Origin of the sequence: Streptomyces cyaneofuscatus, from assembly GCF_042718795.1 — a bacterium.
GTDB lineage: Bacteria > Actinomycetota > Actinomycetes > Streptomycetales > Streptomycetaceae > Streptomyces > Streptomyces cyaneofuscatus_A.
The window spans coordinates 124,992-151,412 of the sequence record NZ_JBHXOX010000006.1 but is presented as its reverse complement, the minus strand read 5'-3'; the positions used below and the strand labels follow the sequence as shown (position 1 = coordinate 151,412).

Below are 26,421 nucleotides of genomic sequence, written 5' to 3'. Positions count from 1 at the left end.
CTCCCGGGGCCTTACGCGGCCACCCGCAGCAGCAGCACCGAGCGGGCCGGGACGCCCAGCTCCGTACCGCCTTCGAGGACCGTGCCGGGCGGTTCGGCCTGGTCCTCGCGGGAGGTGTCCAGGACGAGTTCGTACGCCGCCGCCCACGGCGCTCCCGGCAGCGCGAAGGCGACCGGTTCCGCGCCCGCGTGCAGGACGGCGAGGAAGCTGTCGTCGGTGACCGGCTCGCCCCGCGCGTCCCGCCCCGGGATGTCCCGGCCCGAGAGGTAGAGGCCGAGCGTGGCGGCGGGCGCGTACCAGTCGCCCTCCGTCATCTCCTGCCCGTCCCGGGTGAACCACGCCAGGTCCCGCAGCCCGTCCGGCGCCTGGGCCCGGCCGGAGAAGAACGCGCGGCGGCGCAGCACCGGATGGGTCTGGCGCAGCTTCAGCACCCGGGCCGTCAGCTCGGTCAGCTCCCGCCACCCGGGCTGTTCGAGGAGCGACCAGTCCAGCCAGCCGATCTCGTTGTCCTGGCAGTAGGCGTTGTTGTTGCCACCCTGGGTCCGGCCCATCTCGTCGCCCGCCACCAGCATCGGCACCCCGGTGGAGAGCAGCAGGGTGGTGAGCAGGTTGCGGAGCTGGCGGCGGCGGAGCGCGCTGATCTCCGGGTCGTCGCTCTCGCCCTCGGCCCCGCAGTTCCACGCCCGGTTGTCGCTCGTCCCGTCCCGGTTGCCCTCCCCGTTGGCCTCGTTGTGCTTGTGCTCGTAGGAGACCAGGTCGCGCAGGGTGAACCCGTCGTGCGCGGTGACGAAGTTGACCGAGGCGTACGGGCGGCGGCCGCCCCACGCGTACAGGTCGCTGGAGCCGGTCAGCCGGTAGCCGAGATCCCGTACGTCGGGGAGCGCGCCGCGCCAGAAGTCCCGTACGGCGTCGCGGTAGCGGTCGTTCCACTCGGTCCAGAGAGGAGGGAAGGCGCCTACCTGGTAGCCGCCGTTGCCGACGTCCCACGGCTCGGCGATCAGCTTGACCCGGCGCAGCACCGGGTCCTGGGCGATGACCGCGAGGAACGGGGAGAGCATGTCGACGTCGTGCATCGAGCGGGCCAGCGCCGCCGCCAGGTCGAAGCGGAAGCCGTCGACGCCCATCTCGGTGACCCAGTAGCGCAGTGAGTCGGTGATGAGCCGCAGCACCTGGGGCTGGACGACGTGCAGGGTGTTGCCGCAGCCGGTGTAGTCGGCGTAGCGGCGGGGGTCGTTCTGGAGGCGGTAGTAGCCGCGGTTGTCGATGCCGCGCAGGGAGAGCATCGGGCCGAGCTCGCCGGCCTCGGCGGTGTGGTTGTAGACGACGTCGAGGATGACCTCGATCCCGGCGCTGTGCAGGGCGTGCACCATGCGTTTGAACTCGCCGACCTGGCCGCCCGCCGTGCCGGAGGCGGAGTAGCCGGCGTGCGGCGCGAAGTAACCGATGGAGTTGTAGCCCCAGTAGTTGTGCAGCCCGCGCCGGAGCAGATGGTCCTCGTGGGCGAACTGGTGGACCGGCAGCAGTTCGACGGCGGTCACCCCGAGCCGCGTCAGGTGGTCGATCGCGGCCGGGTGCGCGAGCCCGGCGTACGTGCCGCGCAGCTCGGGCGGGATGTCGGGGTGGAGCTTGGTGAAGCCGCGTACGTGCAGTTCGTAGATGACCGAGTCGGCCCACGGGGTCTTCGGGCGGCGGTCCTCCACCCAGTCGTCGTCATCGTGGACGACCACGCCCTTGGGGACGTACGGAGCCGAGTCCCGGTCGTCGCGCACGGTGTCGGCGACATGCTGGTCCGGCCAGTCCCTCATATGGCCGTACACCTCGGGCGGCAGGGTGAAGTCGCCGTCGACCGCACGGGCGTACGGGTCGAGCAGCAGCTTGGCCGCGTTCCAGCGGGCGCCCGTCCACGGGTCCCAGCGGCCGTGCACCCGGTAGCCGTACCGCTGACCGGGCCGGATGCCCGGCAGGAAGCCGTGCCAGATCTCGTGCGTCAGCTCGGTCAGCGGGCAGCGGGTCTCGGCACCGTCCTCCTCGAAGAGGCACACCTCGACCGCCTCGGCCCCGCCCGCCCAGAGCGCGAAGTTGGTCCCCGCCACCCCGTCCGGACCGACCCGGAAACGGGCCCCGAGCGGCATGGGCGCCCCGGGCCACACGACGGGGGCGCGGGGCTCGGCGCGTACGGTCGCGGTGAACTCCGCGAACTGAGTGCGTACGGCCTCCGTGACGTCCGTACGGGAGCCGGGTGCGGGGCGGCCCGGTGGTTCCCCGGGTCTCACCGCCGTCCCGGCCGGTTCCTGTACTGCCTCCTGCTCGGCTGCGCTCGACACCGTGTCGCCTCCCGCGGCTCATGAGGACGGGCACCGGAAAGGGGGCGCGCGACGTCCCGGCCGCGGCCCTCTCCTGGTGGTCCTTCCCTCTGTTCTGCCCACCGGGGGCCCCGCACTCACGTTTCCCCCGACCGGCCCTGGTCGTTGGGGGAGCGTGAACCACGCAGCGAAGAGCGCACGGGCGGGCTCGGCCGCCGTGCTGACATGCGCAGGACTGCTCACCATGCTGGTCCTGCTGACCGGATGCACCGATACGAGAGAGGCGCTGCTCAACGGCAAACCAGGCTCTCCCAACGACGTGATCAGCATCTTTCCGGAGGACGGGGCGAAGGAGGTCGACGCGGAGACCCCGATCCGGGTGAAGATCCCCGACGGCCGGCTGGAGAGCGTCAAGGTGATGCGGATCGAGGACGCCCAGCAGCAGACGGTGGCCGGTCGCATCGCCGGGGACGGCCTCTCCTGGAAACCGGAGTCCGGCGCGGCCCGGCTCGCCCTGGCCGCGAAGTACAGCGTCGACGCGGTGGCGGTGGACGCGTCAGGACAGCGCTCGGCCCGCCACGCCACGTTCACCACGCTCGTCCCCGAGCACCGCTTCATCGGCTACTTCAAGCCGGAGAACCGGTCCACCGTGGGCACGGGCATGATCGTCTCCTTCTCCTTCAACCGGCCCATCGCCGACCGGGCGGCCGTGCAGAAGGCCATCCGGGTGACCGCCGAACCGGCGGTGGAGGTCGTCGGCCACTGGTTCGGCAAGGACCGCCTCGACTTCCGCCCCCGTACGTACTGGAAGCCGGGCACCGCGGTCACCGTCGACATCGGACTGCGGGACGTGGAGGGCGCGCCGAAGGTCTACGGCAGCCAGGACAAGACGGTCACCTTCACCGTCGGGCGCTCCCAGGTCTCCCTCGTCGACGCGGAGGCCAAGACCATGGAGGTGCGCCGGGACGGGGAGCTGGTCAGCACGGTCCCGATCACCGCGGGGGCCCCGAAGACGACCACGTACAACGGGAAGATGGTCGTCTCCGAGCTGCACGAGGTGACCCGGATGAACGGCGCCACGGTCGGCTTCACGGACAAGAAGGGCAAGGGCGAGTACGACATCAAGGACGTCCCGCACGCCATCCGGCTCACCACCTCCGGCACCTTCCTGCACGGCAACTACTGGGCCGACGAGGAGGTCTTCGGTGAGGAGAACGTCAGCCACGGCTGCATCGGGCTGCGTGACGCGAAGGGCGGCAGCGCGACGACGCCGGGCGGCTGGTTCTTCGACCGGACGCTGATCGGGGACGTGGTGGAGGTCGTCAACTCCAAGGACAGGAAGGTCGCGCCGGACAACGGGCTCAGCGGCTGGAACATGGGCTGGAAGAAGTGGAAGGCGGGCTCCGCCCTGGGCTGACCCCGGGGAGCCCGGCGCCCCTGCCGCGCGCTGCCCCCGCCGCGCGCTGACCCCCTGGGGGCCCGGACCCCCTGCCGCGCGCTGACCCCCGGGTGCGGCGCTCCTGCAGCACGCTGCCCCCGGGTGTGGCGCCCCTGCCCCCCGGGGGCGCCCCGCACCCCGTCCCACCTGCACGGCTCTGCCCGCCACTTGGGACGGAACGGTGACATTCCGGAGGGGATCCACCGCGCCGACGGTGTGATTATCTTGCGGTGGAGCGCGTACGTGCAGCGCGCGGGGGATGCGGGCCATGGCTTCGGAGCCAGGCCCTGCGAGGGGAGACACCACAGTGGACGTGCAGCCGATATCGGGGGCATCGGCCGGGGCGGGCAGAAAGCGGCGCGGCGGATCGGGGCCTCTGGCCCTGGCCCTGGGCGCCATGCTGTTGCTGGTGACGGCGTGCGGCGGGGACGCGGAAGCGGGAAACAAGGGCGGCGGCAAGGCCGGCGCGAAGGCGGAGGACACCACGGCCTCGCAGGCGGTGGTGACGATCGCGCCGGAGGACGGCGCGAAGTCGGTGGCGACCAGCGGTGCGCTGAAGATCACCGCCGCGCAGGGCAAGCTGACCACGGTCGAGGTCGCCGACCCCAAGGGCAACGCGGTCGCGGGCGAGATCGCGGCCGACGGCGCGAGCTGGGTGCCGGAGCGGCACCTGGCCGCCGCCACCAAGTACGCGGTGCACGCGGTCGCCAAGGACGCGAAGGGCCGGGAGTCGGCCAAGGACACCACCTTCACCACGCTGGTGCCGGAGAACTCCTTCATCGGGCACTACACACCCGAGGACGGCTCCACCGTCGGGGTCGGCATGCCGGTCTCGATCAACTTCACCCGGGGCATCACCGAGCCGGCCGCGGTGGAGAAGGCCATCAAGGTCACCGCCGAGCCCGCCGTCGAGATCGAGGGCCACTGGTTCGGCAACGACCGCCTCGACTTCCGCCCGGAGAAGTACTGGGCGCCGGGCACCAAGGTGACCGTGGAGCTCCACCTGGACGGCGTGGAGGGACGGCCCGGCGTCTACGGCAAGCAGGCCAAGGCGGTGACGTTCACCATCGGCCGCAGCCAGGTCTCGACCGTCGACGCGAGCAGCAAGCGGATGAAGGTCGTCCGTGACGGCAAGCAGATCAAGGACATCCCGATCTCCGCGGGCGCCCCGGCGACGACCACGTACAACGGTCAGATGGTCATCAGCGAGAAGCTCAAGGTGACCCGGATGAACGGCGACACCGTCGGCTTCGGCGGCGAGTACGACATCAAGGACGTGCCGCACGCCATGCGGCTCTCCACCTCCGGGACCTTCCTGCACGGCAACTACTGGGGCGCGTCCTCGATCTTCGGCACCACCAACACCAGCCACGGCTGTGTCGGTCTGCGTGATGTGCGCGGCGGCTACGACAACCAGACGCCGGCGGCGTGGTTCTACAACAAGTCGTTGATCGGCGACGTGGTCATCGTGAAGAACTCCGAGGACAAGCAGATCGCGCCGGACAACGGCCTCAACGGCTGGAACATGGACTGGGAGGAGTGGAAGAAGTAGGGCTTCCTCGCCTACGACTTCCCGGCTGTACCCCGGCGGGCCCGGTGCTGTGACCCACAGCACCGGGCCCGCCGACTGTCTACCGCTCGCCGTCTACCGCCCGCTGTCGCGCACCGCGCTCGGCGCCTCGACCGTCTCCACCGCGAGCCAGTGCTCCGAGAGCTGGTGGTGCTCGCCACCCGCGTAGCCGAGGATGTAGAGGACGTCCCCGGCCCGGTCCGGCAGGACGTCTTCGAGGACGAACGTCCCGTCCTCGGCGACCGGGACCGGCGGCAGGTCGGTGACCTCGGAGCCGTTCATCCGCAGGACCGTGATCTTCGGCGCCTCGGCCGGCTCCGGTCCGTCCAGTTCCAGTCGTCCGGTCACCCTGAACGGCGCCCCGGCGACGGCCGGGCCGTGTGTCACGTCCACGAAGCGGGACGGGGCCAGGGCCTCCCGGGTCTGCAGCGTGTGCAGCCAGAACTTCGTGCCCTCCTGGTTGGAGGTCACGACGAAGAGCTGTTCTCCGTCCCCGGAGAACTCCATGCCCCGTGGGACCACGCGGTGGCCGGCTGCCTCGTCCTCGAAGCTGATGCGCAGCGGCTGGTGCTCGACCGACGGGTCGGCGAACGCCAGGGTCAGGTCGGCTGTGTCGCCCGATGCCGCACCGCCCTGGGCGAACCACTTGCCGTCGGGGCTGAAGGCGACGGCCGTGGGTGCCACGCCCTGCGGCAGCGGCGCGTAGGGGTTCTCGCGGAAGCGGGCGTCCTGGCTGTCGAGCAGCACCGTCCCCCGGACCCCGTCGGCGACCGCGAGGACGGAGCCGTCCGCGGAGAAGTCGGCGTCCCGGAAGTCCATGCCCTCGCCCGTGCCGTCCTCGGCGAACCGGCGCTCGCCCAGGAACTCCAGCACGTTCCCGTCCGACCCGTCGGCCCCGTCCGCCCCGTCCGTCACGCGGTAGATCCCCAGGTCGGGGTCGTCGGTCGGGGACCAGCGCTCCGGAGCGGTCACCAGCAGCCCTCCGGGCCCACCCTCCAGATGGACCTCGGTGCCCGTGTACATGACCACCCCGGCCGGGGCGTCCGTGGATGCCGCGGCGACGCTGACACTTCCCTGCGCACCGGAGCAGTCCTCGGGCGACGCAGCCGGCCGGCTGGTGAAGAACAGCCGCCCACCGGTGTGCACCAGCTCCCGCCCACAGCCGTCGGCCGGAGCGGGAATCGGGTCGAGAGGCGACAGGGACCCGTTCTCATGGGCGTAGCTCGCGATGTGGTCCGACTGCCCGGCATAGACCTTCGAGCCGCCCGGCTCCACCGCGACACCTGACAGCGGGGCGGCCCCGTCGGCGCTCGCGACGGCGGGCCCCACGCCCCCGTAGAGCAGGCCGACCACCTCACCCCGGCGCGACCCGTCCGGGTAGACCCGGTCACCGGCGATCCATACGCGCCGACCGGCCTCGTCCACCGTCATCTGGGTGAACGAGGTGGCCGACAACTCCATGCCCGGCCCCGCCGGCACCACGGCAGCCGCCGCAGCCGCCGCGGCCCCCGGAGCCGCCGACGCGGTACCGGTGGCCGCCGTCAGCCCCGACCCGGCCAGCACACCCGTCAACAGCACCGCTGCCAGCCCGCGGCCGCTTCTTCCTAACGTGTTCCTCAACTCTGATCCCACCCCTGATGCCGGTGCGCCACCGCGGATCGGCGGCGTTCGTGTAGATGTAGATGTAGATACAGAAGCGTCATCAACCAGCCGGGACAAGCAGTTTGTTGCACGGGAGCCAGGGGTCACATCGCTCCGGCCCGTGCTGTGACCGACGGCACCGGGTCCGCCCGCGTTAGCACTGGTTAACCTGCCTGCATGACTGTGACTCTCGAAGTACGCGACAACGTCGGAACCATCCGGCTGGACCGGCCGCCGATGAACGCCCTGGACGTGGCGGTCCAGGACCGGCTGCGGGAGCTCGCCGAGGAGGCCACCCGGCGCGAGGACGTGCGCGCGGTGATCCTCTACGGCGGCGAGAAGGTGTTCGCGGCCGGCGCGGACATCAAGGAGATGCAGGCGATGGACCACACGGCGATGGTCGTGCGGTCCAAGGCGCTCCAGGACTCCTTCACCGCCGTCGCCCGCATCCCCAAGCCCGTCGTCGCCGCCGTCACCGGGTACGCGCTCGGCGGCGGCTGCGAACTGGCCCTCTGCGCCGACTTCCGCATCGCCGCGGACAACGCCAAGCTCGGCCAGCCCGAGATCCTGCTCGGACTGATCCCCGGCGCCGGCGGCACCCAGCGCCTCGCCCGGCTGATCGGCCCGTCCCGCGCCAAGGACCTCATCTTCACCGGCCGTATGGTCAAGGCGGAGGAGGCCCTGACGCTCGGTCTGGTGGACCGGGTGGTGCCCGCCGCCGAGGTCTACGAGCAGGCGCACGCCTGGGCCGCCCAGTTGGCGAAGGGGCCCGCGCTGGCGCTGCGCGCCGCCAAGGAGTCGGTCGACGCGGGGCTGGAGACGGACATCGACACCGGGCTCACCGTCGAGCGGAACTGGTTCGCCGGGCTGTTCGCCACCGAGGACCGCGAGCGCGGGATGCGCAGCTTCGTGGAGGAGGGCCCCGGAAAGGCGAAGTTCCTCTGATTTTCTCCCACCGCTTTTTCCGGATGCACTCCTGGCGCGGGTTCATCCCTCCGAGCGGATTATCCGGGTCTTAAGGCAACCTTAAGGCCCGGTGCCGTATCCCTCGGGGTCATCCCGCCCGGGCCGCGCATCGCCGCAGCTCAACGAGGCCCCGAAGAGCCTCGCCTTGCCTCCGGCATATGCCAACTGCCCTGTGCGGAATGGGGTGTTCCGGGGGGCGGATTCCCTCGGAACGGCCCCGGGGTGCGCATTCTCCGTCCATGATGGTGGGCATGGCGGGCCTGGAGGGTGTGGATCAGCCGCGACCGCGCAGCAGCGCGACCGCGGCACGCTGGACGTCGGGTATGGATGACGAACAGGCGTTCAAGGCGCTGGAGTTGTTCGGAAATCCGACCGAGGGGGAAGTCCGGCTGCCGTCGCGGCCGGAGTCCGCGGCGACCGCCCGCCGGCTCACCTCCTGTGTGGTGCTCCGGCAGTGGGCCCTCTCGCCGCAGACCGCCGAGTACGCGGTGCTCCTCGTCTCCGAGCTCGTCGGCAACGCGGTGCGCCATACCGGCGCCCGCGTCTTCGGGTTACGGATGGTGCGCCGCCGGGGCTGGATCCGGATCGAGGTGCGGGACCCCTCGCGCGGACTGCCGTGTCTGATGCCGGTGCGCGAGATGGACATCAGCGGGCGGGGCCTCTCCCTCGTCGACAAGCTCTCCGACCGGTGGGGCGTCGATCTGCTGCCGCGCGGCAAGACCACCTGGTTCGAGATGCGGATCTCCGACCGCTGAGCTGACCGCTGATCCGGCCACTGACACGTGCCGGGCGCACAGAAGCCCCCGGTCGGCCGTGGTGCGGCGCTGCGGGGGCTTCTGTGGGGGGCCGTGAAAGGTGGGGTGGGTTCACGGCCGTTCGCGACGACCTCGGCCCGGGTCAATGGGGGTCGTGGCTCCGACTATGGCAGACGGGCGACCTCGGTGCCAAAGAGGCCTTTCGGGTGATTCTCGGACATGCAGGGCATTTCTTGGCTGAATCGCAGGTGGGCTCGGTCACTCGCCTGGCTTTCCATGCATCATCATGCCGCGCCATGAATGATTCATAGATCATTCCGAAAATCGGTTAATCGGGATATTTCGCCCGCTCCGCCTCTACTGTGTCCCGGAAAGTCAGGGGAATCCGGGGGCTCCGGGGAATCCGGGGAATCCGAGGGCTCCGTGGAACGCGAGGTGGTCGGGATGGACGGACGCAGGGCGCCGATGCGCCGCCGCGACGCGCTGGGCACCGGGGTCGGGCTCCTCGCGGCAGCCTTCGCGGCGGGCTGCGCGAGGAGCCCGGGGGGTACGGCCGCCGCGGCTGGCGGGGCGCCCGCGCCCTCACCGTCGCCTTCGTACGCCCCCACCGCCGCGCGAGCCCCGCGCCGCTTCCCCGGCCTGCCCGCCCGCATCACCCACGGCCCCCGCGACCGGCCCCGGGTCGCCCTCACCTTCGAGGGCCGCGGCGACCCCGGCCTCGCCACCGCCGCGCTCGGCCGGATCGAACGGGCCGGCGCCCGGGTCACCGTCCTCGCCGTCGGCAACTGGCTCGACGCGCACCCCTCCATGGCCCGCCGCATCCTCGACGGCGGCCACGAGATCGGCAACCACACCCAGAACCACCGGGACCTCGCCGCCCTCGACGAGCGCGCCGCGTACGAGGAGATCACCGCCTGCGCCCGGCGGCTGCGCCGGCTCACCGGCTCCATCGGCACCTGGTTCCGCCCCTCGCCCGGCCCCGACGCCACCCCGCTCGTCCAGCACCTCGCCCGGCGGGCCGGATACCCGCACGTCCTCTCGTACGACGTGGAGTCGCTCGACCACGCCGCGACCGGGGTACCGGCCGTCCTGCGCAAGGTGACGGGCGAGCTCCGGCACGGCTCCGTGGTGGGGCTGAGTCTGGCCCGGCCCCACACCGTCGCCGCGCTGCCCCTGCTCCTCACCGAGATCGAGCGGCGCGGGCTGCGCGCGGTGACCGCCACGGAGCTGCTGAGCTGACGTCAGGCCGGTGTGCCACGGGCCGCCCGGCCCCGGCGCCAGGGGCCGCCCGTCCCCGGCACCGGCCGCCGCATCCGTCACCCGTACGGCCCGATAATCTGATCCCGACATTCAGCACCACGAAGGGGCGGGAACAGTGGCGGACATCGAGTCGGCGCGGACGGTATTCGAGAAGTTCGACGCGAACGGCGACGGTCTCATCACGGCCAACGAGTACAAGAGCGCGATGGCGCAGCTGGGCGACCCGTTCGTCACCGAGACGGTGGCGCAGGCGATCATCAACGCCCACGACGGCAACGGTGACGGCCTGCTCACCTTCGACGAGTTCTGGGCCGCGCAGAACAAGGCCTGAGCCACGACGGGACCCCCGGCCGCCCTCGGCCGGCCGGGGGACCTGTGCGGCTTGCCGGGTATGTGGCCACCGGAGAGGATCGAGCCGTGATGGTCTCCGGACCTCCCGCCGATCCGGCCGCCCCGATAGCCGTGTTCGGCCCCGGGCTCGCCGCGCGCGGCACCGGGAAGCTGCGGATACCCGGCGCGGGGTCACCACTCTGCTCCGTACCGTCCTCTTCTCCGCGCTCGCCGTCGTCATCGGCGCGGAGGCCATCCGCGCCCACCCGGAGGCGTACAGCCCGGAGATCGGCGCCGCGACGCACGCCTGGCGATCTGGCTGTACGTGCCCCTCGCCGCCACCGGGACCGCATCGCACGGGATCTCGCTACGGCCCTAACCCTGTCCCCAGCCCCGCAACTCGTCGTCGCGCGGGGCCAGGACGAGGGCCGGGGCGCCGGGCCCGAAGAACCGTACGGGCCGGGACGCGTCCCAGGACGGCCACCCCGGGTCCCCCGTCGTCGCGAAGTCCACCCACGCCCGGTGCATCGCGCCGGCCAGCTCCTGCGGGGCGTCCGGGCCGGTCAGGGCCATCGTGTCGGGATGGGCGAGCGTGTCGAAGACGAAACCCAGCTCCAGCGCGTGACAGGCACCGAGCCGCTGTACGGGGGAGGGCCAGCCGAACTCGTAGACGTACGTGGAGGCCGGGGCGCCGGCCCGCGCGTCGGCCAGGCGGTTGAGCGGGACCCGGAGCAGCAGGTCCGTGGCGAGGGCGCCGAGGAGTTCGCCGGGGGTCGCGTCGGGGCGGTTGGCCCGGTAGGTGCGGGCGGTCGCGTTCGGGACCTTGAACTTCAGCAGGGCCAGGCGGAGCTTGAGCCTGCTGATCCGTTCCGTGAGGCCGCCGGGGACGAACCAGAGCCGGTACTCCTCGGTGTTCGTCCCCATCAGCAGGTCGATCCCGGCGGCCGCCGCGCCGGTGCCTGTTCCCGTTCCACTTCCCGTACCCGTGCCGGTGCCTCTGCCCGTGCCCGTACGCAGCGCCTCGGCCGGGTCCCGGGTCAGCAGTTCGCCGTCCACCACGAGCTGGAAGGAGTTGCGGCCGGTCAGCGGGTTGCCGCCGCTCGTCACCTCGGTCTGCGCGGTCAGCAGCGCCTCCGGGTCCACCGCGGCGAGCGCGGCGGCGGTGGCGGGGACGCCGAGCCGCCGGGCGATCAGCTCGGTCGTCCCGCGCGCGGCGTCCGGGGCCAGGGCGGCGGGCACCCCGCTCTGGAGCACCGCCCGCCGGAACAGCCCCGCCGCCCGGTCCGTGGCCAGCAGGGCGCCGATGCTCGCCGCCCCCGCCGACTCCCCGGCCACCGTCACCCGGTCCGGGTCGCCGCCGAACCCCGCGATGTTGTCCCGCACCCACTCCAGGGCCGCGAGCTGGTCCAGCAGCCCCCGGTTGGCGGGCGCGTCCGGGAAGAGGCCGAAGCCCTCGACGCCCAGGCGGTAGTTGACCGAGACGAGCACCACCCCGTCCCGGGCGAACGCGGACCCGTCGTACACCGGCACCGCCGAGGAACCGTGCAGCAGCGAACCGCCGTGGATCCAGACCAGGACCGGGAGCCCCGCGGCCCCCGTGGACGGCGTCCACACATTGAGGTTGAGCCACTCCTCGCCCGCCACCGCCGGGTCCGGCAGCAGCCGGTCCAGCGGTGGGGCGTAGGGGCGCTTGGGGGCGGTCGGCCCGAACGCGAGGGCGTCGCGCACGCCCTCCCACGGCTCCGGCGGCTCCGGCGCGCGGAATCTCCGGGCGCCCACCGGCGCAGCCGCGTACGGAATGCCGCGGAAGACCGCGACCCCCTTCTCCACCGCACCGCGTACGGTGCCCTGCACGGTCCTGGCCGTGGCTTCCACGATGTCGGACATGGTGCGTGCCAACCCCTCTCGCGGTGCGGTGGTTCAGCGGGTCACTTCAGGTAGACCAGCCCGTCCATGGTGAGGGTCGGGCGGCCCTTCGTACCGACCACCACGATCTTGACCGTGTGCTTGGCACTGGTGGACCAGGACCGCGTCCAGATCGCGTCCCGGTACTTGGTGGAGGCCGACTTCAGGTCCACCGTGGCGACCTTCTTGCCGTCGACATAGACGTATGCCTGCCCCGAAGTGGCGGCCCGCGACACCACCCAGGCGGCTGACCGGCCGGTGAACGTCCAGGTCAGGCTCGCGTTCTTGGTGCTGCTGGTCAGGGACTTGCCGCCCAGGTAGCCGGCGGAGGACTTCGCCGTCCACTTCCCGCTCTTCGTGGCGGAGGTCTCCTGGAGGATCACCGCGGTGCCGGAGACCGAGGCGGCGGCCGTGTTGCCCGCGTGGTCGTACGCCGTCATCTTCCAGGCCGTCGCCGCACCGGACTTCGCGGTGTGCGAGGCGCTGCCGGTCGTCGGCCCGTACGTCTTGGCGACGGGCGCGGTGAGCCGGACCTCCTTGAGGGCGGTGGCGTCGGTGGCCTTCCACGTCAGGGTGAGCGGGACGGCGGCCGTGTTCACCGTGCCGGTGCGCAGGGTCAGGGCCGGCTTGGTGGTGAAGACCGGGGCCGTCCGCTCGGCGACGACCGTGGCGGCCGCCGATGTGGTGACCTTGCCCGACTGGTGGGTGGCCCGCACCTGCACGGAGTGCTTGCCCACCGCGAGGGTGGCCGCGGCCGAGGCGACGTTGCCCTGGACGGTGGCCACCGGCTTGCCGCCGACGAGCAGTTCGTACTGCTTCACGAGGGCGGCGGGCGTGGCCGCCTTCCAGCCGACGGTGACGGCCGACCTGGTGTAGTACGTGGAGCCGGAGGCGCTCGCTCCGGTCACCGAGGTGACGGAGAGGCCGGTGACCTTGTCGGTGAGCAGGGCGGCGGCCTGCGAGCGGATGGCGGGGAGCTGGTTGTAGAGGCTCTGTCCGGGGCACTGGGTGTTGAACGCGTCCCGGTGCCCGGAGAGCTGCTGGAAGGGGTAGTTCTTCCCGACGGCGAACTCCTTGCCCGCGTGATTGCCGCCGTCCACCCCGGCGGTCAGCTCCACCGTGCGGTTCGGCTCACCCTGGTACTGGCCGAGCTTCCAGGCGACGACTCGGGCGACCGCGGCGGTCGCGGCGCTCGTGGCCGGAGTGTCCGTGTGCATGCCCATCACGGCGATTCCGGTGGTGTCCCGGTTGAAGCCGCTGGCGTGCGCTCCGATCACGGGCCGGTCGACTCCGCCCTTGCGGCCCTCGAAGATCGTGCCGCACTTGTCGACGACGAAGTTGTAGCCGATGTCCTTCCACTTGCTCCCGTTCACGTGGTACGCGTGCAGCGCGCGCACCATCGCCGGGGAGTCGGCGCAGGAGTAGGTGTTGCTCTGCGTGGTGTGGTGGACGAACACCGCCTTGACCGCGTTCGTGTAGGCCGGCGACTCGTTGTTGAGCGACTCGTCGGCCTTCCACGCGACCCGCGAGACGATCGTCGGCCGCGGGGCCGTGGACGGCGGGGCGGGCGGCAGCGTCGGGGTCGTGGTGGCGGTGGGCGTCGGCGTCGGCGTGACGCTCGGCGTGGGCGACGCGGTGGTGGGGGCCGGACTCGGAGTCGCGGTCAGGGTCGGGGTGGGGCTCGAGGCCGGCGGCGTCGGGGACGCGGTCGTCGGGGTGGGGGCGGGCGGCTCCGGGGAAGGCTCCTCGGTCGGCTCATCGGAGGAGGGCTCGGCGGACGGCGTCGGCTCGTCGGTCGGCGTCCGCTCGGCGAACGCGGCGGGCTCAGCGGCGAAGGCGGCCGGTTCGGCGGCGAGCGGGGTGGTGCTGCCGCCCGGGTCGACGGTGTCGAGCCGCAGCCCGTCGGGGAGCCCGGCCCTGACGCCGTCGGCGGCGCTGATCCGGACCTCGACGCCGTCGGACGGGCCGACCCAGCGCGGCTCGGTGGTGCCCCGGACGCCGGCCCGGCCGGCCTCGGTGCGGCCGTCGATCTCGGTGTCGAGGGGCAGCCAGCCGGTCCACTCGCCGGTGGCGGCGGAGCGGGTACGGGCCTCGACCCGGCCGGTCACCTTGGCGGCGGGGTCGGTCCAGGTCACGCCGAGCAGGCTGAACCGCTCGGTGGAGCGCTGGGGGAGAGAGGCGGAGGCGCCGTCCTCGGAGGTCTTGAGCGGGGTGCGGTGGACATCCACCTTCGCGGGAGCGGACTTGGCGTCCGCCTCACCGTCGGGGGTGGAGCTGCCACCGACGCCCTGGAACACCAGGACGCCCGTCACGGCCGCGGTCGCGACGGCAGCCGTGGTCCAGATTCTTCGCTGTGATCTCACGTGTGATTTCCCGGGGACTGTGGTGGAAGACATGGCATTCCGACCGGTCAGCCGCTGACCGGGGGCACGGCGAAGTGGCCGGCCCGGCCGGTGGGGCGACCCGGGACATGCTTGCACGGCACAGTCTTCCATGCGATCGCTTCTGACCGGACTTGTTCTTTATCGATCGATTGCGATGTGACCGGATCGAGCTCTGATCGACCTGCTCCGGGGTGAGGGAGCGGACTTCAGGGCTTGGAAGGTGTCCGCCCTCCAAGCCCTGGTCCTCCGCAGGCGCGGCGGGGCGCCGCTCTCAGGCGGCGAAATACCGGGACATCGAGTTCCGCGCGTCCAGCTCCACCAAGTCCGGGCGGGTGTAGCGCTCGGCGCGCGCGTGGTAGTCGAAGTCGCCTCGTACGAGACCCCGGTAGTCCTGGACGCACCGTTCGAGGGCGGCCCGGGTCGTGGAACCGATCCCCGCCGCGTCGATTTCCTCGATCAGTTCCTTTTCGGCCCGCACCACGCGCTCGGCAATACGTGCCAGTTGAATTCCGGCCTCGTCGACGGCTTCCTGGAGTGTGGAGCCGCGGTCCCGCTGGATGAGCCGTACCGCATTGTGCTCGTAGCCGAGCGCGGCTTCTTTCTCGAACGAGCAGATGTCGTTGCAGAGCCCCGAATGATCGGTCACCGCGTTCCGCAGCGCTATGTACGCGGGCAGGCTCCGGGCGGAATCCGGCAGATCGATTCCGGCGGTGATCTCATGCAGATCCAGGAACGGCTGCATGGCCACCGAGTCCCGGCGGTGCTTGACGAAGTCCGCCCGGCTCGGCACCTGCCCGGCCGCCCGCTCGACCGCCTCGGCGTAGTACGTCCAGAGCCAGGCCGCCGTATCCCGCCGGAACTGCCGGTTCCACTGCGGGGACCGGTCGCGGCAGGTCCGCTCGCGCAGCCCGGCGAGCGCCTGCTCCATGGGCCCGCGCGGCTCCGCCCCGTCGAACACGTCCACCAGCCGGGTGATCGCCGCCTCGCACATCAGGGGGTCACGGCCGGCCGGGCCGTCGTCGAACTCGTCGTCCACCAGGAAGGCCCAGAACAGCCATTGGCAGAAGAGGTCCAGATGGTGCTGCGACGCTTCCGGGAAGATGAGGGAAATCCAGAGTTCCGGCCGGGTGCGGATCATCTTCCTGCGGGCCGGAACAGAGAGGATCAGTCCCTCCGCTTCCGCCCATTCCCAAGCGGCCTCCCTGGTTTTCTCCAGACCCGGATTGCACCCAGCGCTGGCGAACGGCATGTGAAACGCCGGTAACGTTATCTGGCTCATTGCTGCCCCTCGTCGAATGAGTACGGATGGGCGATGCGCACCGCGCATTCCCGGTGATCGCGCACGGGCGCGCTCCCGCCGGAGGGCGGCCGCCGGGCGTCCGCAGGTCCTGGCCAAGGGATGACCGTACGAGGTGAGCCGGTCATCGCTGTCCTCTCTCCTCCGCCGGGGCCGGGGCGCCGAGGCCGGGTCGGCGAGCCGGCGAGGCCGATCGCGTCACCATGCGTGATGCATAGTCAACCCCTTGTGGAGGGGTGGAGGGAAGCCATATGTGACCGAAATTGTTTCATCGGTCAGAACTGCTGTGCAGCTATGAGCAGTTGAAGGTCTTCTGGGACTGAACACCACTGGCGTGGCCCCGTGTGTCGCACCGGGGCCACGCCGGGGCCATACCGGTCAGGTGCGCTTGAAGAACTCGACCTCTCCGAGGGCGATCGGACGGCCCTCGGCCCGGCCCGCCGCCTCCAGCAGGACGAGCTGGACGGAGACGACATCGCTGATGCCGGTCCGTACCGTCTGCTCGCCGGGTTTGTCGTTGAGCGTGAGCTGCTTCTTGTGGCGCGTGCCGTCCGCCGTGGTGACGACCAGCTCCGCCCGGATCGGCCGCGGCTCGCGCCGGAACTCCTCGGGCTCCTTCGACGCCCCGGTGTACAGGACGACCCCGACCAGCCGGAACGGTGCGGCGAAGGTGGCGGTCAGCGACGAGCCCAACGACGGCGCGCCCCAGTACCTGTTGGTCAGGCCGTCGATGGCCGCTCCCGCCGGATGGCCGGGGGCCTCGCCGCTCGCCGTCACGCCGGAGGGGCTGATCTCCGCCGTGCCGCCGAGCTTGTCCCGGACGTCCTCGAAGAGCACGCGGCCGGCCGGCAGGAACAGGAAGCCCACGAAGAGCAGCCCGACGACCGCCAGCACCAGCAGGATCCGCCGCAGCGCCCGGCCCGACCGGACCCGCACCCGGCGGTGGAACGGCCACACCGTGCGCCACCACGGCAGGGGCGCGGGCTCCTCCTTGGGGTGCAGGGGGGCCGCGCAGCGCCGGCAGAACCGCCGCCCGGGCAGGTTCGGCGTACCGCACTTCGGGCACGGCGGCCCGTCCGACGCCGCGTCCTCCTCCACCGGCCGGACCACGGGCCGCCGCGCCACGGGCTTCGCCGGCTGAACGGCCCCGATCGGCGCCTCGGCCTCGGGCGTGGGTGTGGGGGCGGATGTGGATGTGGGTGTGGGCTGTGCGGGGCGGGCGGGTCGAACGGGGGGCGTCGGGGGTGCGGCAGGGCGTAGGGGGGCGGGCTGCGGGGGGTGTTGAGGGCGTACGGGGGTGGGGCGCGGGGGTGCCGAGGGGGGTGGGGGTGCCGGTGCCGGTGCAGGTGTTGGCTCGGGCGCCGGGCTCGGCGCATGGCTCGGCTCGGGTTCGGGCTGTGGTGTCGGCGCTGGCGGGGTCGCCTGTGCCTCTGTCTCTGTCTCTGCCTGTGGTGTCGGCTGAGGCTGTGGTTCCGGGGTCGGGCGTCGCGCCGGTTCCGGCACGGCTGCCGGTTCCGGCTCCGGGACCGGTTCCGGTTCCGGTTCCGGTTCCGGGAACGGTGTCGGCGGGGTGCGCCTGGGCTCCGTGGACCATCCCAGGTACGACCCGCAGTTCCCGCAGAAGTCGTCGTCCTCGCGGTTGGCCGTACCGCATGCCGGGCACGCGCGCATCGCGTCAGTCTCCTGTCTCTACGGGTGTCACTTCGGGTGCTGTGTCCGGCGGGCCCGGCAGGATCTCCACCCGGCAGGTGAGGTGGACCGGGCACGAGGCCGTCACCACGTCCAGGACCCGGTTCTCGTCCACCGTGGCTCCGGGGGCCGCCGGCCAGACCCGTACGAGCAGTTCACCGGTCGGGGGCGGAGGCAGGGCCGTACCGGGCTCGGACGACCACGCCACGCCTCCGCCGTCCCGCACGTCGGCGTGGACGCCGAAGCAGAGGCGGAGGTGTTCGACCAGGCCGCGCCTGGTGCCGCGCCACCGGTGCAGTTCCACCGCGCGCGCCAGCACCGCCCGTTGCAGCTCCGGCGGCCAGTCGGGGTCGATGCCCGCGCCCACCCAGGTCGCCAGCCACGGCAGGAAGTCGGCGGGGGTGAGAGCCGGGTCGAAGTAGGCCGGGAGGTTGTCCAGGGTGGACAGGACCGGGGCCAGGACCGTGTCGAGGCCCGCCGTGAACCGCTGGGCCAGGTCGTCGTCGGCGTACAGGGCGGGCAGCAGCTCGCCGATCGGGTAGCGGCTCGGCAGCCCGGGTACGGCGGCCCGGCTCATACGCCCTCACCCGGCCCGCTCGCCGTGACGATCACCTGGTGCTGGTGCGAGAAGACCAGCGCGCCCGGAGCCACGTCGATCCGGTCCACGGACCCGCCGCGCCGCCCGCTGATCGGGTCCGCCGGGAACAGCCGGACGTCCTCCACCAGACCGGCGCCCCGTACTCCTTGGAGTACGGCGAAGACCTCCCCGTACTGCACGGGCCGCCCGAACGGCCACCCCGTACCGTCCGCACCGCCCCGCAGCGGGTCGATGTGACGGAACAGGGCCTCCAGCGCCTCCGCGCGCACCCGGTCCACGTCCCCCGGGGCCGCGACCAGCCGGGCGACCACGGTGACGCCCTGGTAGGCGGGCGGCTCCACGACCAGCCGGGTGCCCACCAGACGGCGTTCGTCCAGGCGTTCCGCCACTGCCGCCAGCACCTGGTCCGAGGGGATGAGCTGCTCGAACCGCAGGTGGCCGCCCTCGTCGGGCACCGCGTCCGGCACCACCAGGACCCGTACCGCACCGCCCTCGCCCGCGACGGCCGGCAGACACCGCACCCGGCGCAGCGAGGGCGCCGCCTCGCGGGCGATGACCTCGTGGTCCCGGGCCGTGACCGCCCGCTCCTGCACCCGCAGGATGTTCGGCGCGCGCACCTTGGCGTTCTCGACGGTCTCCCCGTCCACGCCCCCGGTCGCCGCCTCCCGGTTGCCGACCCCCGCGACGTACGGGACCGAGCTGCGCAGCACGGAGATCGCGCCCCGGGCCACGTTGCCCGCCGACCCGCCGCCCGTGCGGTAGCGCGGGACGCGGAGCTGGGCGCCCTTCTCCGGGACGGCGCCGTACGCACGCATCGTGCCGTCCTCCTCCCGCACCTCCGGCGGGAACGCGAACTCACCGGAGACCGCGTCGATCCGGACATGCCGGTCGCCCGGCGCGGAGGCGCCGAAGTGCTCGACCGGCGTCCAGACCTGCCAGCCCTCGGCGGTCGACACCTGGACCACCGGCGGTTCGCCGTCCATCAACAGCGGCACCCGGCTGACCGAGAACCGCTGCCCGGCCACACCCTCGGAGACCCCGAGCGGCACGTCGAGGACCGTCTCCGCGTGCTCGACCGCCGCCGTGCCCCCGACCGTGAAGATCTCGGCCTCGCGGATCGTCGGGGACTCGGAGTAGAACGGCTGGCCCGGTTCGGCCGGCGTCACCCGGCAGCGCAGCCAGCCGGCTCGCGTACCCGCGACCACGGACGCGGTGTGCCCGGCCGGGACGAACACGATGACCTCGCCCGGCCGGTTGAGCCCGCCCGTGCTGTCGTCCCCGGTCGCGCACTCCACCCAGCGCGCCCCGTCCCACGCCTCCCACACCAGCGGCGGCTGACGCGGGTCGACGCCCACGCCCTCCACCCGGCTGTCCAGGCGTACGGCGACGATGCAGCGCGGTACGGCGGCGGGCAGCCCGAACAGCAGCGCGTCCCCCGGCTCCGGGCGCGGCGAGAAGCACGGGATGTCCTTGCCCGCGCCGAGCGGCCCGGTGCGGTCGGTCTGCTCGCCGGTCTTCGGCGCGGTGACCAGCCGGACCAGCTCGCTCGGCACGATCGGCAGGTCCTCGGAGGTGGTGAACACCACCGGCTCCTCGGCCTCGCCGCGTGCCGTCGCCACCTCCGTACCGGCGACCAGGTGCACGGTCTCCGGCTGCGGTGCGGAGAGCCAGAAGTCGACCTCGGCCCGGGCCACGGTCGGCGGGAACAGGGTCACGCCGAGCAGGTCCAGGAAGGCCGCGTAGTTCTTGTCGGGCACCCGGTTCAGCCGGTACAGGAGCTGATCGACCATGTACGCGAACGTCTCGATCAGCGTGACCCCGGGGTCCGAGACGTTGTGGTCGGTCCACTCGGGGGAGCGCTGCTGGACGTACCGCTTGGCCTCGTCGACGAGCTGCTGGAAGCGGCGGTCGTCCAGGTTGGGGGAGGGGAGGGCCATCAGCGCGCCTCTGCTTCGGGGGCTTGCGACGCCTGCGACGAGCCCTCTTCGGACGGGATCGTGTAGAACGGGAAGACCAGGTTGCGCAGGTCGTTGGTGGCCCGCACGGTGTAGCGCACGTCGATGTAGAGCGTGCCCTCCTCGATCGCGTCGAACGCGATCACCACGTCCGTCACCTCGATGCGCGGCTCCCACCGCTCCAGCGACGTACGGACCTCCTGGGCGATCCGCCCGGCGGTCGCGCCGTCGCCGGGCGCGAAGACGTAGTCGTGGATGCCGCAGCCGAACTCCGGCCGCATCGGCCGCTCGCCCGGTGCCGTACCGAGGATCAGCCCGATGGCCTCCTCGATCTCCTTGTCCCGTTCGACCAGGGCGATCCCGCCCGTCGCGCCGGTCCGCAGCGGGAAGCCCCAGCCGCGCCCGATGAAGCCGCCGCCGTGCCCGGCGTATTCGCTGCCGCTCATATCGGGCCTCCGATGATGACGTTCGGCGCGCCGGTGAGGATGACCGCACCGCAGGTGGTCTTGTCGCCCACCCGGGCTGCGGGCATGCCGCCGATCAGCACCTGGCCCCTGAGCGCCGCCGCCGGGTTGGGCAGGATCACGTTGGCGGCCGCGAGCGCCGCGTGCGGCGGGATGACGCAGGCGTGCACAGTGCCGGGTCGGGGCGGGGCGACACTCGTGGTGACGGCCGCGGGCCGACCGCCGATCCACACGGTGGCCACGGCCGGCGCGCCCGGCGGCGGGGGGCCGATGACGCCGCCGTGGACGGTGCTGTCGCCCGAGCGGGCTGCGGGGGGCATGGCCGGGATTCTCCTTGCTGTGGAAAAGGCTGGGTGGTCGAGGGGGCGGGCGTCAGTTGATGCGGATCATCTTGGCCTTCAGGACCGCGAGCAGTCCGCCGTCCACGGTGACCCCCGTCTTGCCGTTGATGGTCACCGAACGGCCCTTGACCTCGACGTTCCCCGTACCGGCGTCGAGCGTGATGCCCGTCGAGGAGAGCGTCACGGAGCTCTGCGGGCGCTTGGAGCCGGGGGCGAACACGGTGAGGGCGATCTCGTTCTTCCGCTCGTCGAGCGTGACTTCGAGCCGCTTGTTGCCACTGGCCAGCCGCACGCCGGACGGGCCGCGCGGAGTGTCCAGCAGCTCCAGCCGGTTGCCCGAACGGGACACCAGGGAGCGGCGGTTGACCTTGCCGCTGGTCTTGTCGACGAGGGGTACGTCATGCTCGGAGGGGCGGTCGATCCCGTTGTACAGGCCGCCGAGCACGTACGGGCTGTCCAGCAGCCCCTGCTCGAAGCCGACCAGCACCTCGTCGTTGACCTCGGGGCTGAACACCCCGCCGCCGCCGTTGCCGCCCCACTGCACCGTACGGACCCAGTCGGTCACGTAGGTGTCGTCCAGCCAGGGGAACTTCAGCCGCACCCAGCCCCGTTGGCCCTTGCCCTCGCGGATGTCGGTGACCACGCCGATCGCCAGCCCCGGCATGCGCGGACCGCGCGAGGGGGCCCCGCCGCCGGTCAGCCCGGCCAGGGAGCGGTCGGGGGAGGCGCTGACGATCACGGTGGTGCGGTAGCCGCCGTCCGGTTCCAGGACGTGGTGGGCGGCGGTGGCGGTGTAGCGGCCGGAGAAGGTCGGGCCGACGTTGCCGAGCGCCACGGGCGCGCCCGCGCGCAGTTGCGGGTTGCCGAAGGCGACCGCCTCGATCTCGCCGAAGCCGGAGCTGACCGAGGCCGCCACCGCACCCGCGACGGCCGTGGTCTCCGCCTGGGTCCGGTACGGGGTGTCGGCGACGGTCACCCGGGCCTTCGCCCCGAACGCCCCGGCCGCCACCGACGGGCTCATCCCCGGCGTCACGGTCTTGCTGCGCACGGACTGCTCCCGTGCCACGAGCCGCGTCTTGGTGTCGACGTTCCAGCCGCGCACCTCGACGTCCCCGGCCCCGTCCGCGCCGGTCACCACGGCCCGCAGCGCGAGCAGGTTGTCCCCGTACTCCAGGACCATCGGGTTCTTCGCGGCCCGGGTGTCCGGCGAGGGCGCCGAGGAGGCGGGCTTCGGCTTGGTGAACTGCAGCACGCCCTGGTCGTCCACCCGCACCTGCGCGCCGCTCTCGGCCGCCAGATGCTGGAGGAACTCCCAGTCGGAGACGTTGGGTTGCGTGAGCTGCTTGTACGTGATCGGTGCCGCCTCGACCTTGCCGCAGGTCAGCCCGGCGCTCGTGGCGACCTTGCGGACGATGTCCGCCGTCTTCATGTTCCGGTACGCCACCACCTTCCGGCCGCGCTGGAGCCGGTGCGCCTTGGAGAGCGCGCGGATGACGGTGAACGTGCCGGTGGTGTCGTGGTCCAGCTCGATCGCCGTGACCTCACCCGTGAACAGCCGCTCACGGACCCGGTCCTGGACGGTGACGACGGAGATCTTCAGCGGAGTGCCGAGGGTGATCCCGCTCTCGCTGAGCAGATCGTGGTCCGGGTCCCGGTACATCAGCACCGCCGTGTCCGGCAGCCCGACGTTCTCGTCGACCACACAGCTCACCAACTGGGCGGCCCAGCCCAGCGGCAGCTCGGCGGGGATCTCCACGATCGGGTCGGCGGCGAAGGAACGCCCGGGGGCGGCGGGGCTCATCGGCCGCCCTCCGCGAGGTGGTCCTCGAGTCCCGGCACCAGGAGCTCGCTGCCGGGGACCAACCGCATCGGGTCGTCGATGTCGTTGGCGTCCGCGATCGTGCGCCAGGCGGTGGCATCGCCGTACTCGCGCCAGGCCAGCAGCGGCAGGCTGTCCCCGGCCACGACCCGGTGCGTCCGCCGGGCCTCCTTCGAACCCGAGGTGGGGTTCTGGCCCGCGGGATCGACGCTCGCCTCCTTGATGGAGAGGGAGCACGTGGCGCGCAGCGGCTTCCCGTCCACGTCGAACAGGGTGTAGGAGACGGAGAGGTTGGAGAGTACGCCGTCGAACGAGGTCGTCCGCGACGTGCCCCAGTCGAACCGCACCCACGGGCTCGCGGGCGTCTTGCGCGCGAGGCTGGTCGGCGTGGGCACGCAGGCGATCATGAGCTGCTCCACCGCCTTCTCCACGGAGTTGTCATGGGTGGCCGTCGCATCGAGGAAGACCTCCAGGGAGAGCGAGCGGGGCCCGCTCCCGACGAACTCGGGCAGCGCGGACTGCCCGGCCATCCGGGACGGAGTGCGCCGCCACTCGGTGCTCTTGCTCAGCGACAGCTTGTTCGGGTTGAACTGGAGAGTGAGCTGGGCGAGTTTGCCGCCCGGCTTGGCGCCGACGGTGGACGGCGGTTCCATGATGGTCAGTTGCGCGCGCGCACGGCTCGCACGGAGAGCGGGTGACATGGCGTTCCTCCTTCCTGGGGGGCCTGGTAAGTAATCAGGTGACGGAGCATCAGGAGGGCTCCAGGCCCTCGTGCGCGATCTCCAGCGTCTCGATCGCCGCCTGGGAGCTGGCGGGGTCGAACGACGGTCCCTGCCAGCGCACGGGGACGATGCCCTGCACCTGCCAGCTGATGATCCGGCTGAGGTCCGGCCGCAGCGCGACGATCTCGCCGTCCTTGGGCTCGACCCGGCGGATCGTCTCGTTCAGCCAGCGCGCGATCTTCATCGTGTCGGCGGTGACCGGGCGGGTCAGCGTGATGTTGGTCCAGGTGATGCGCCCCGGCAACTGCCAGGTGAAGCCGTTGTTGCCGCCCTCGGCGTACGTCTCCATCTCGACCTCGGCGCCCAGTCCCGAGCAGGTGTGGAAGGCACCCAGGTCACTGCCGCCGATCACGAGCTTGAAGAACACGCTCGTCGCGAAGATGTTGTCCGTCATGCCGTTTCTCTTCTTCTTCGTCTCTGCTGGTGCTGGTGCTGGTGCTGGTGCTGGTGCGGGTCGTGCCGGGGCGGTGCGCGGTGTCAGCGGCGGCCGTCGTGGAGCCGCCCGGCACGTTCCCGGCCGCGGCGCATGTCGGCGCGAATGAGCCGGCTCACGGGGTCGAGGAGACGGCGGGCCAGCTCCTCGATCTCGGACCCGGAGAGGCGGCTCGCGGTGCTTGCCGCGTTCTCCGTCGGCGTCTCGGAGGTGGGGGCGAAGCCGGAAGTGTCGTCGGCCGCGCGCTGAACGGGCTTCGGGACGCCGGGCTGGGTGCTCCTTCGCGCGCCCGTCTGTGTGTCCGCTCGTGTGCCCGTTCGTGTGCTCTTCGGCGGGACTGCCGTGACCGGGATGCCGGTGAGGCCGGCCTGGGCGGCGGCGCGTTGCAGCACCTGGGCCTGGGTCGGGGGCCGTCCTGGGGTGGTGCCGACGCCGGGGCTGGCGCTGGCGCTGGGGCTCGGGCCTGTGCCGCTCGGTCCGGAGGCCGGTGTGTGCGGGCGCGGTGGAACCCGTACGGAGAGGGCCGGCGGGCCGGCCAGGGGGGCGTCGCCACCGGGCGCCGGGCCTGCGGGCGGGGGGCCTGCGGGGTCGGGCACGACCGGGAGCGGCATGCGCTGGACGGGTACGACGGTGGCTCCGGGCGGGGGTGCCACGGGGGGATGGGGGCGGACGACCGGGACCGCGCGGGTGGGCGGGGCGGACTGCGGGGTGGGGGTGTTGTGCCCGCTGTGCTGGGAAGAGGCTGATCGAGGCGGCGACAACGACGGCGACGGCGATGGTGACGCCGGCCGCGTCGATGCCGACTGCTGCGGTGTCTGCCCTGCTGGGCGGGCTTGGGGGCTGGGCGACGACGGGGTGGTGGTCGCCGTATTCCGTACCGAACGGCGCTGTACGAGCCGCTGGAGCGCGCCGCCGATGGCGGACCCGCTCCTGGCCGGGGCGGTGGCGGTCCGCGTGGTGCGCTCGGCCTGGGGCGCCTGCTGCCCGGGCGCTGCCTTCGGGGCGGTGGTGGAGCGTCCGCCGGCGGTGGTGCGCCGGGGCGCCGGGGCCGCGTGCCCGGCACGCTGGACGGTGGCGCCGGACGTGGGGGCTGCCGCCGTCGGGGCCATCGTGGGAGCCGGAGCCGCTGCCGTCGTGGGAGCCGCGCCGGGCGTACGGGTGCGGGGTGCGCTGCGCCGGGGCGTCACACCCGCTGATGTCTGGTGCCCCCCGGGCCGCGGGGCGTCGGTTCGCGCGTTCGCGGGCTCGGCCTGCCCGGGCTGTTGTACGTCGCGGCGCCAGGTGGCTGCCACGACCGGGCGGGCCGTGCTGCCGCCCGCTGTTGCCGTCGGTGCGGCCGAGAACCCTTCGGCCGCACCGGTGTTCACCTTCAGGTCCCGGCCCGAGAGCAGGGTGCGGGAACGCTGGACGGTGGGCGTCGGCGCGGCGGTACCGGCGGAGGGCGTGGCGAGGGGCCGTCCGGCCTCCTGCCTCGGGCCGATGTTCCGGATACGGACCGGGGCCGGGGGAGTGGCCGGGGAGGCGGCGGTTCCGGGTGCGGGCGTCGCTGTGCCCGGCCCCGTACCTGTACCCGTACTCGTACCCGAAGGCGTACGCGGGTGGGGGCGGCGCTCGCCCTCCGCCGCGCGCTGTACGGGCGCGGCGGCGGAGGAACGTATCGGCATCGCGGCGGGCGTGCTCGGTGAGGTCGTGGCGGCCGGTGGCGGGGTGGCCTGCGGAGGCGTGGCCTGCGGTGCCGGTGCGCCCGAGGGGCCCGGCTGCGTACGACGACGGTCACCGAGGAGCGGCGCGTCGCGCTGGACCCGGGCGGTCGACGGGAGCGAGGTGAGGGGCGCGCCGATCCCGCCTCGCGTACGGCCACGGGGGCCGGGTGCGGCGGCGGGCTGCACGCTTTCCGGGCGCACGGGGGCGCTGGGGCGCTGGGGTGTGCGTGACGCGCTTGCCGGTGTCTGCCCCGGCGGCGGAGTCGCCGCCGGTGAGGCCGGAGAGACCGGTGCGGCTGCCGCCGGCGTCTCCGACGCCTGACGCTGGAGCACCGGCATGGCCGCCGCCTCCTGCCCTGCCGGGGCAGTTGGCGCTACCTGTCCTTGCCCTGCCGGGCCGGCGGGGATGGCCCCTGAGGGCAGTTCCCGCAGAGGCTTGCCCAGAGGAGGGCGTACGGCCTCGGGTGCGGGAGCCGTTGCTCGGCCGGGGCTCTCCTGCCGTGCTGGCGCGGCCGGCTGCTCCGCCTGCGGCTGAGCCGCGCTGCTCCGCTGCACGGTGCCGGAAGTGGCAGGTGCGGCGGGAGCGGCAGATGCGGCCGGGGCGGAAGGAGTGGCGGTTGTGGCGGTGGGAGCGGCGGTGGCAGGGGCAGCCGGCGGCAGCCCGGTGATATGCCGCAGCCGCATCGCCGGGCGCCGGGCGACGATCAGGGGAGGCGCGGTCCGCCGAGGACGTACGGCGGCGGGACGCGCACGCTCAACAGCCGGAACCGGAACCGAAGTCGAAGTCG

The 26,421-nt window shown here is 72.6% G+C and carries 20 protein-coding genes and 1 pseudogene; 6 read left to right on the top strand and 15 right to left on the bottom strand.

All coding sequences use genetic code 11. The features are described from left to right. Window positions 1-11: 11 nt before the first annotated feature. Window positions 12-2,324, bottom strand: coding sequence for a glycogen debranching protein GlgX (glgX, locus tag ACFWRT_RS08285; protein WP_380949970.1), 2,313 nt, complete (start codon window positions 2,322-2,324; stop codon window positions 12-14). Between the two features lie 154 nt (window positions 2,325-2,478). On the opposite strand from glgX, the gene ACFWRT_RS08280 reads away from it, so the two are divergent. Both ACFWRT_RS08280 and ACFWRT_RS08275 read left to right on the top strand, forming a co-directional pair. Continuing rightward, a complete protein-coding gene (locus tag ACFWRT_RS08280) occupies window positions 2,479-3,720 on the top strand; it encodes a L,D-transpeptidase (RefSeq protein WP_380949969.1) in 1,242 nt (413 codons plus the stop codon). A gap of 328 nt (window positions 3,721-4,048) precedes the next feature. Continuing rightward, window positions 4,049-5,293 carry a L,D-transpeptidase gene (locus tag ACFWRT_RS08275; RefSeq protein ID WP_380949968.1) on the top strand — a complete coding sequence of 415 codons (1,245 nt, stop codon included), beginning with the start codon at window positions 4,049-4,051 and terminating at the stop codon, window positions 5,291-5,293. Window positions 5,294-5,386: 93 nt separating this feature from the next. Here the strand turns inward: ACFWRT_RS08275 and ACFWRT_RS08270 are convergent, their stop codons facing one another. Next, entirely contained in the window at window positions 5,387-6,889 is a 1,503-nt protein-coding gene (locus ACFWRT_RS08270; protein ID WP_380949967.1) for a WD40 repeat domain-containing protein, read from the bottom strand. A 240-nt stretch (window positions 6,890-7,129) separates the two neighbouring features. Between ACFWRT_RS08270 and ACFWRT_RS08265 the strand changes: the two genes are divergently transcribed. The 4 genes from ACFWRT_RS08265 to ACFWRT_RS08250 all read left to right on the top strand — a co-directional run bounded on the left by ACFWRT_RS08265 (window position 7,130) and on the right by ACFWRT_RS08250 (window position 10,264). Further along, the gene (locus ACFWRT_RS08265) at window positions 7,130-7,897 is read left to right on the top strand and encodes an enoyl-CoA hydratase/isomerase family protein (protein ID WP_026241053.1); all 768 of its coding nucleotides are present in this window, start codon (window positions 7,130-7,132) and stop codon (window positions 7,895-7,897) included. 260 nt (window positions 7,898-8,157) lie between these two features. Further along, complete coding sequence (locus ACFWRT_RS08260; RefSeq protein WP_380949966.1) at window positions 8,158-8,673, top strand: ATP-binding protein; 516 nt, start codon at window positions 8,158-8,160, stop codon at window positions 8,671-8,673. Window positions 8,674-9,117: 444 nt separating this feature from the next. Next, the gene (locus ACFWRT_RS08255) at window positions 9,118-9,912 is read left to right on the top strand and encodes a polysaccharide deacetylase family protein (protein ID WP_380949965.1); all 795 of its coding nucleotides are present in this window, start codon (window positions 9,118-9,120) and stop codon (window positions 9,910-9,912) included. Window positions 9,913-10,048: 136 nt separating this feature from the next. Then, the gene (locus tag ACFWRT_RS08250; protein ID WP_018509815.1) at window positions 10,049-10,264 is read left to right on the top strand and encodes an EF-hand domain-containing protein; all 216 of its coding nucleotides are present in this window, start codon (window positions 10,049-10,051) and stop codon (window positions 10,262-10,264) included. Window positions 10,265-10,638: 374 nt separating this feature from the next. Here the strand turns inward: ACFWRT_RS08250 and ACFWRT_RS08245 are convergent, their stop codons facing one another. From ACFWRT_RS08245 to ACFWRT_RS08185, 13 genes and pseudogenes are all read right to left on the bottom strand, one after another. Further along, the gene (locus ACFWRT_RS08245) at window positions 10,639-12,150 is read right to left on the bottom strand and encodes a carboxylesterase/lipase family protein (protein ID WP_380949964.1); all 1,512 of its coding nucleotides are present in this window, start codon (window positions 12,148-12,150) and stop codon (window positions 10,639-10,641) included. A gap of 41 nt (window positions 12,151-12,191) precedes the next feature. Beyond that, a complete protein-coding gene (locus ACFWRT_RS08240; RefSeq protein WP_380949963.1) occupies window positions 12,192-14,531 on the bottom strand; it encodes an N-acetylmuramoyl-L-alanine amidase in 2,340 nt (779 codons plus the stop codon). Window positions 14,532-14,823: 292 nt separating this feature from the next. Beyond that, the gene (locus tag ACFWRT_RS08235; protein ID WP_463287847.1) at window positions 14,824-15,690 is read right to left on the bottom strand and encodes a terpene synthase family protein; all 867 of its coding nucleotides are present in this window, start codon (window positions 15,688-15,690) and stop codon (window positions 14,824-14,826) included. 537 nt (window positions 15,691-16,227) lie between these two features. Continuing rightward, a complete protein-coding gene (locus tag ACFWRT_RS08230; protein WP_380950082.1) occupies window positions 16,228-16,974 on the bottom strand; it encodes a zinc ribbon domain-containing protein in 747 nt (248 codons plus the stop codon). A 483-nt stretch (window positions 16,975-17,457) separates the two neighbouring features. Then, window positions 17,458-17,520 (bottom strand): annotated as a pseudogene (locus ACFWRT_RS08225) (zinc ribbon domain-containing protein); the annotation flags it as partial. Window positions 17,521-17,524: 4 nt separating this feature from the next. Further along, window positions 17,525-18,115, bottom strand: coding sequence for a phage tail protein (locus ACFWRT_RS08220; protein ID WP_380949961.1), 591 nt, complete (start codon window positions 18,113-18,115; stop codon window positions 17,525-17,527). Continuing rightward, entirely contained in the window at window positions 18,112-20,073 is a 1,962-nt protein-coding gene (locus ACFWRT_RS08215) for a putative baseplate assembly protein (RefSeq protein ID WP_380949960.1), read from the bottom strand. The genes ACFWRT_RS08220 and ACFWRT_RS08215 overlap by 4 nt, the downstream gene beginning before the upstream one ends. Further along, a complete protein-coding gene (locus ACFWRT_RS08210; RefSeq protein ID WP_380949959.1) occupies window positions 20,073-20,537 on the bottom strand; it encodes a GPW/gp25 family protein in 465 nt (154 codons plus the stop codon). The genes ACFWRT_RS08215 and ACFWRT_RS08210 overlap by 1 nt, the downstream gene beginning before the upstream one ends. Further along, entirely contained in the window at window positions 20,534-20,875 is a 342-nt protein-coding gene (locus tag ACFWRT_RS08205) for a PAAR domain-containing protein (protein WP_380949958.1), read from the bottom strand. Before ACFWRT_RS08205 ends, ACFWRT_RS08210 begins: the two co-directional genes overlap by 4 nt. A 52-nt stretch (window positions 20,876-20,927) precedes the next feature. Beyond that, entirely contained in the window at window positions 20,928-22,697 is a 1,770-nt protein-coding gene (locus ACFWRT_RS08200; protein WP_380949957.1) for a VgrG-related protein, read from the bottom strand. Next, window positions 22,694-23,416, bottom strand: a complete 723-nt coding sequence (locus ACFWRT_RS08195) for a CIS tube protein (protein ID WP_380949956.1) — start codon at window positions 23,414-23,416, stop codon at window positions 22,694-22,696. Before ACFWRT_RS08195 ends, ACFWRT_RS08200 begins: the two co-directional genes overlap by 4 nt. Before the next feature lie 49 nt (window positions 23,417-23,465). Continuing rightward, a complete protein-coding gene (locus ACFWRT_RS08190) occupies window positions 23,466-23,891 on the bottom strand; it encodes a phage tail protein (RefSeq protein WP_380949955.1) in 426 nt (141 codons plus the stop codon). An 83-nt stretch (window positions 23,892-23,974) separates the two neighbouring features. Next, a complete protein-coding gene (locus ACFWRT_RS08185; RefSeq protein WP_381121240.1) occupies window positions 23,975-25,834 on the bottom strand; it encodes a hypothetical protein in 1,860 nt (619 codons plus the stop codon). Window positions 25,835-26,421 lie beyond the last annotated feature (587 nt).

Bases quoted from the DNA above. Each gene is read 5' to 3' on its own strand.
- ACFWRT_RS08260 (WP_380949966.1), top strand. From the start codon at position 8,158: ATGATGGTGGGCATGGCGGGCCTGGAGGGTGTGGATCAGCCGCGACCG.
- ACFWRT_RS08215 (WP_380949960.1), bottom strand. From the start codon at position 20,073: ATGGCCCTCCCCTCCCCCAACCTGGACGACCGCCGCTTCCAGCAGCTC.
- ACFWRT_RS08205 (WP_380949958.1), bottom strand. From the start codon at position 20,875: ATGCCCCCCGCAGCCCGCTCGGGCGACAGCACCGTCCACGGCGGCGTC.
- ACFWRT_RS08245 (WP_380949964.1), bottom strand. From the start codon at position 12,150: ATGTCCGACATCGTGGAAGCCACGGCCAGGACCGTGCAGGGCACCGTA.
- ACFWRT_RS08210 (WP_380949959.1), bottom strand. From the start codon at position 20,537: ATGAGCGGCAGCGAATACGCCGGGCACGGCGGCGGCTTCATCGGGCGC.
- ACFWRT_RS08255 (WP_380949965.1), top strand. From the start codon at position 9,118: ATGGACGGACGCAGGGCGCCGATGCGCCGCCGCGACGCGCTGGGCACC.
- ACFWRT_RS08220 (WP_380949961.1), bottom strand. From the start codon at position 18,115: ATGAGCCGGGCCGCCGTACCCGGGCTGCCGAGCCGCTACCCGATCGGC.
- ACFWRT_RS08200 (WP_380949957.1), bottom strand. From the start codon at position 22,697: ATGAGCCCCGCCGCCCCCGGGCGTTCCTTCGCCGCCGACCCGATCGTG.
- ACFWRT_RS08265 (WP_026241053.1), top strand. From the start codon at position 7,130: ATGACTGTGACTCTCGAAGTACGCGACAACGTCGGAACCATCCGGCTG.
- ACFWRT_RS08235 (WP_463287847.1), bottom strand. From the start codon at position 15,690: ATGATCCGCACCCGGCCGGAACTCTGGATTTCCCTCATCTTCCCGGAA.
- ACFWRT_RS08195 (WP_380949956.1), bottom strand. From the start codon at position 23,416: ATGTCACCCGCTCTCCGTGCGAGCCGTGCGCGCGCGCAACTGACCATC.
- ACFWRT_RS08190 (WP_380949955.1), bottom strand. From the start codon at position 23,891: ATGACGGACAACATCTTCGCGACGAGCGTGTTCTTCAAGCTCGTGATC.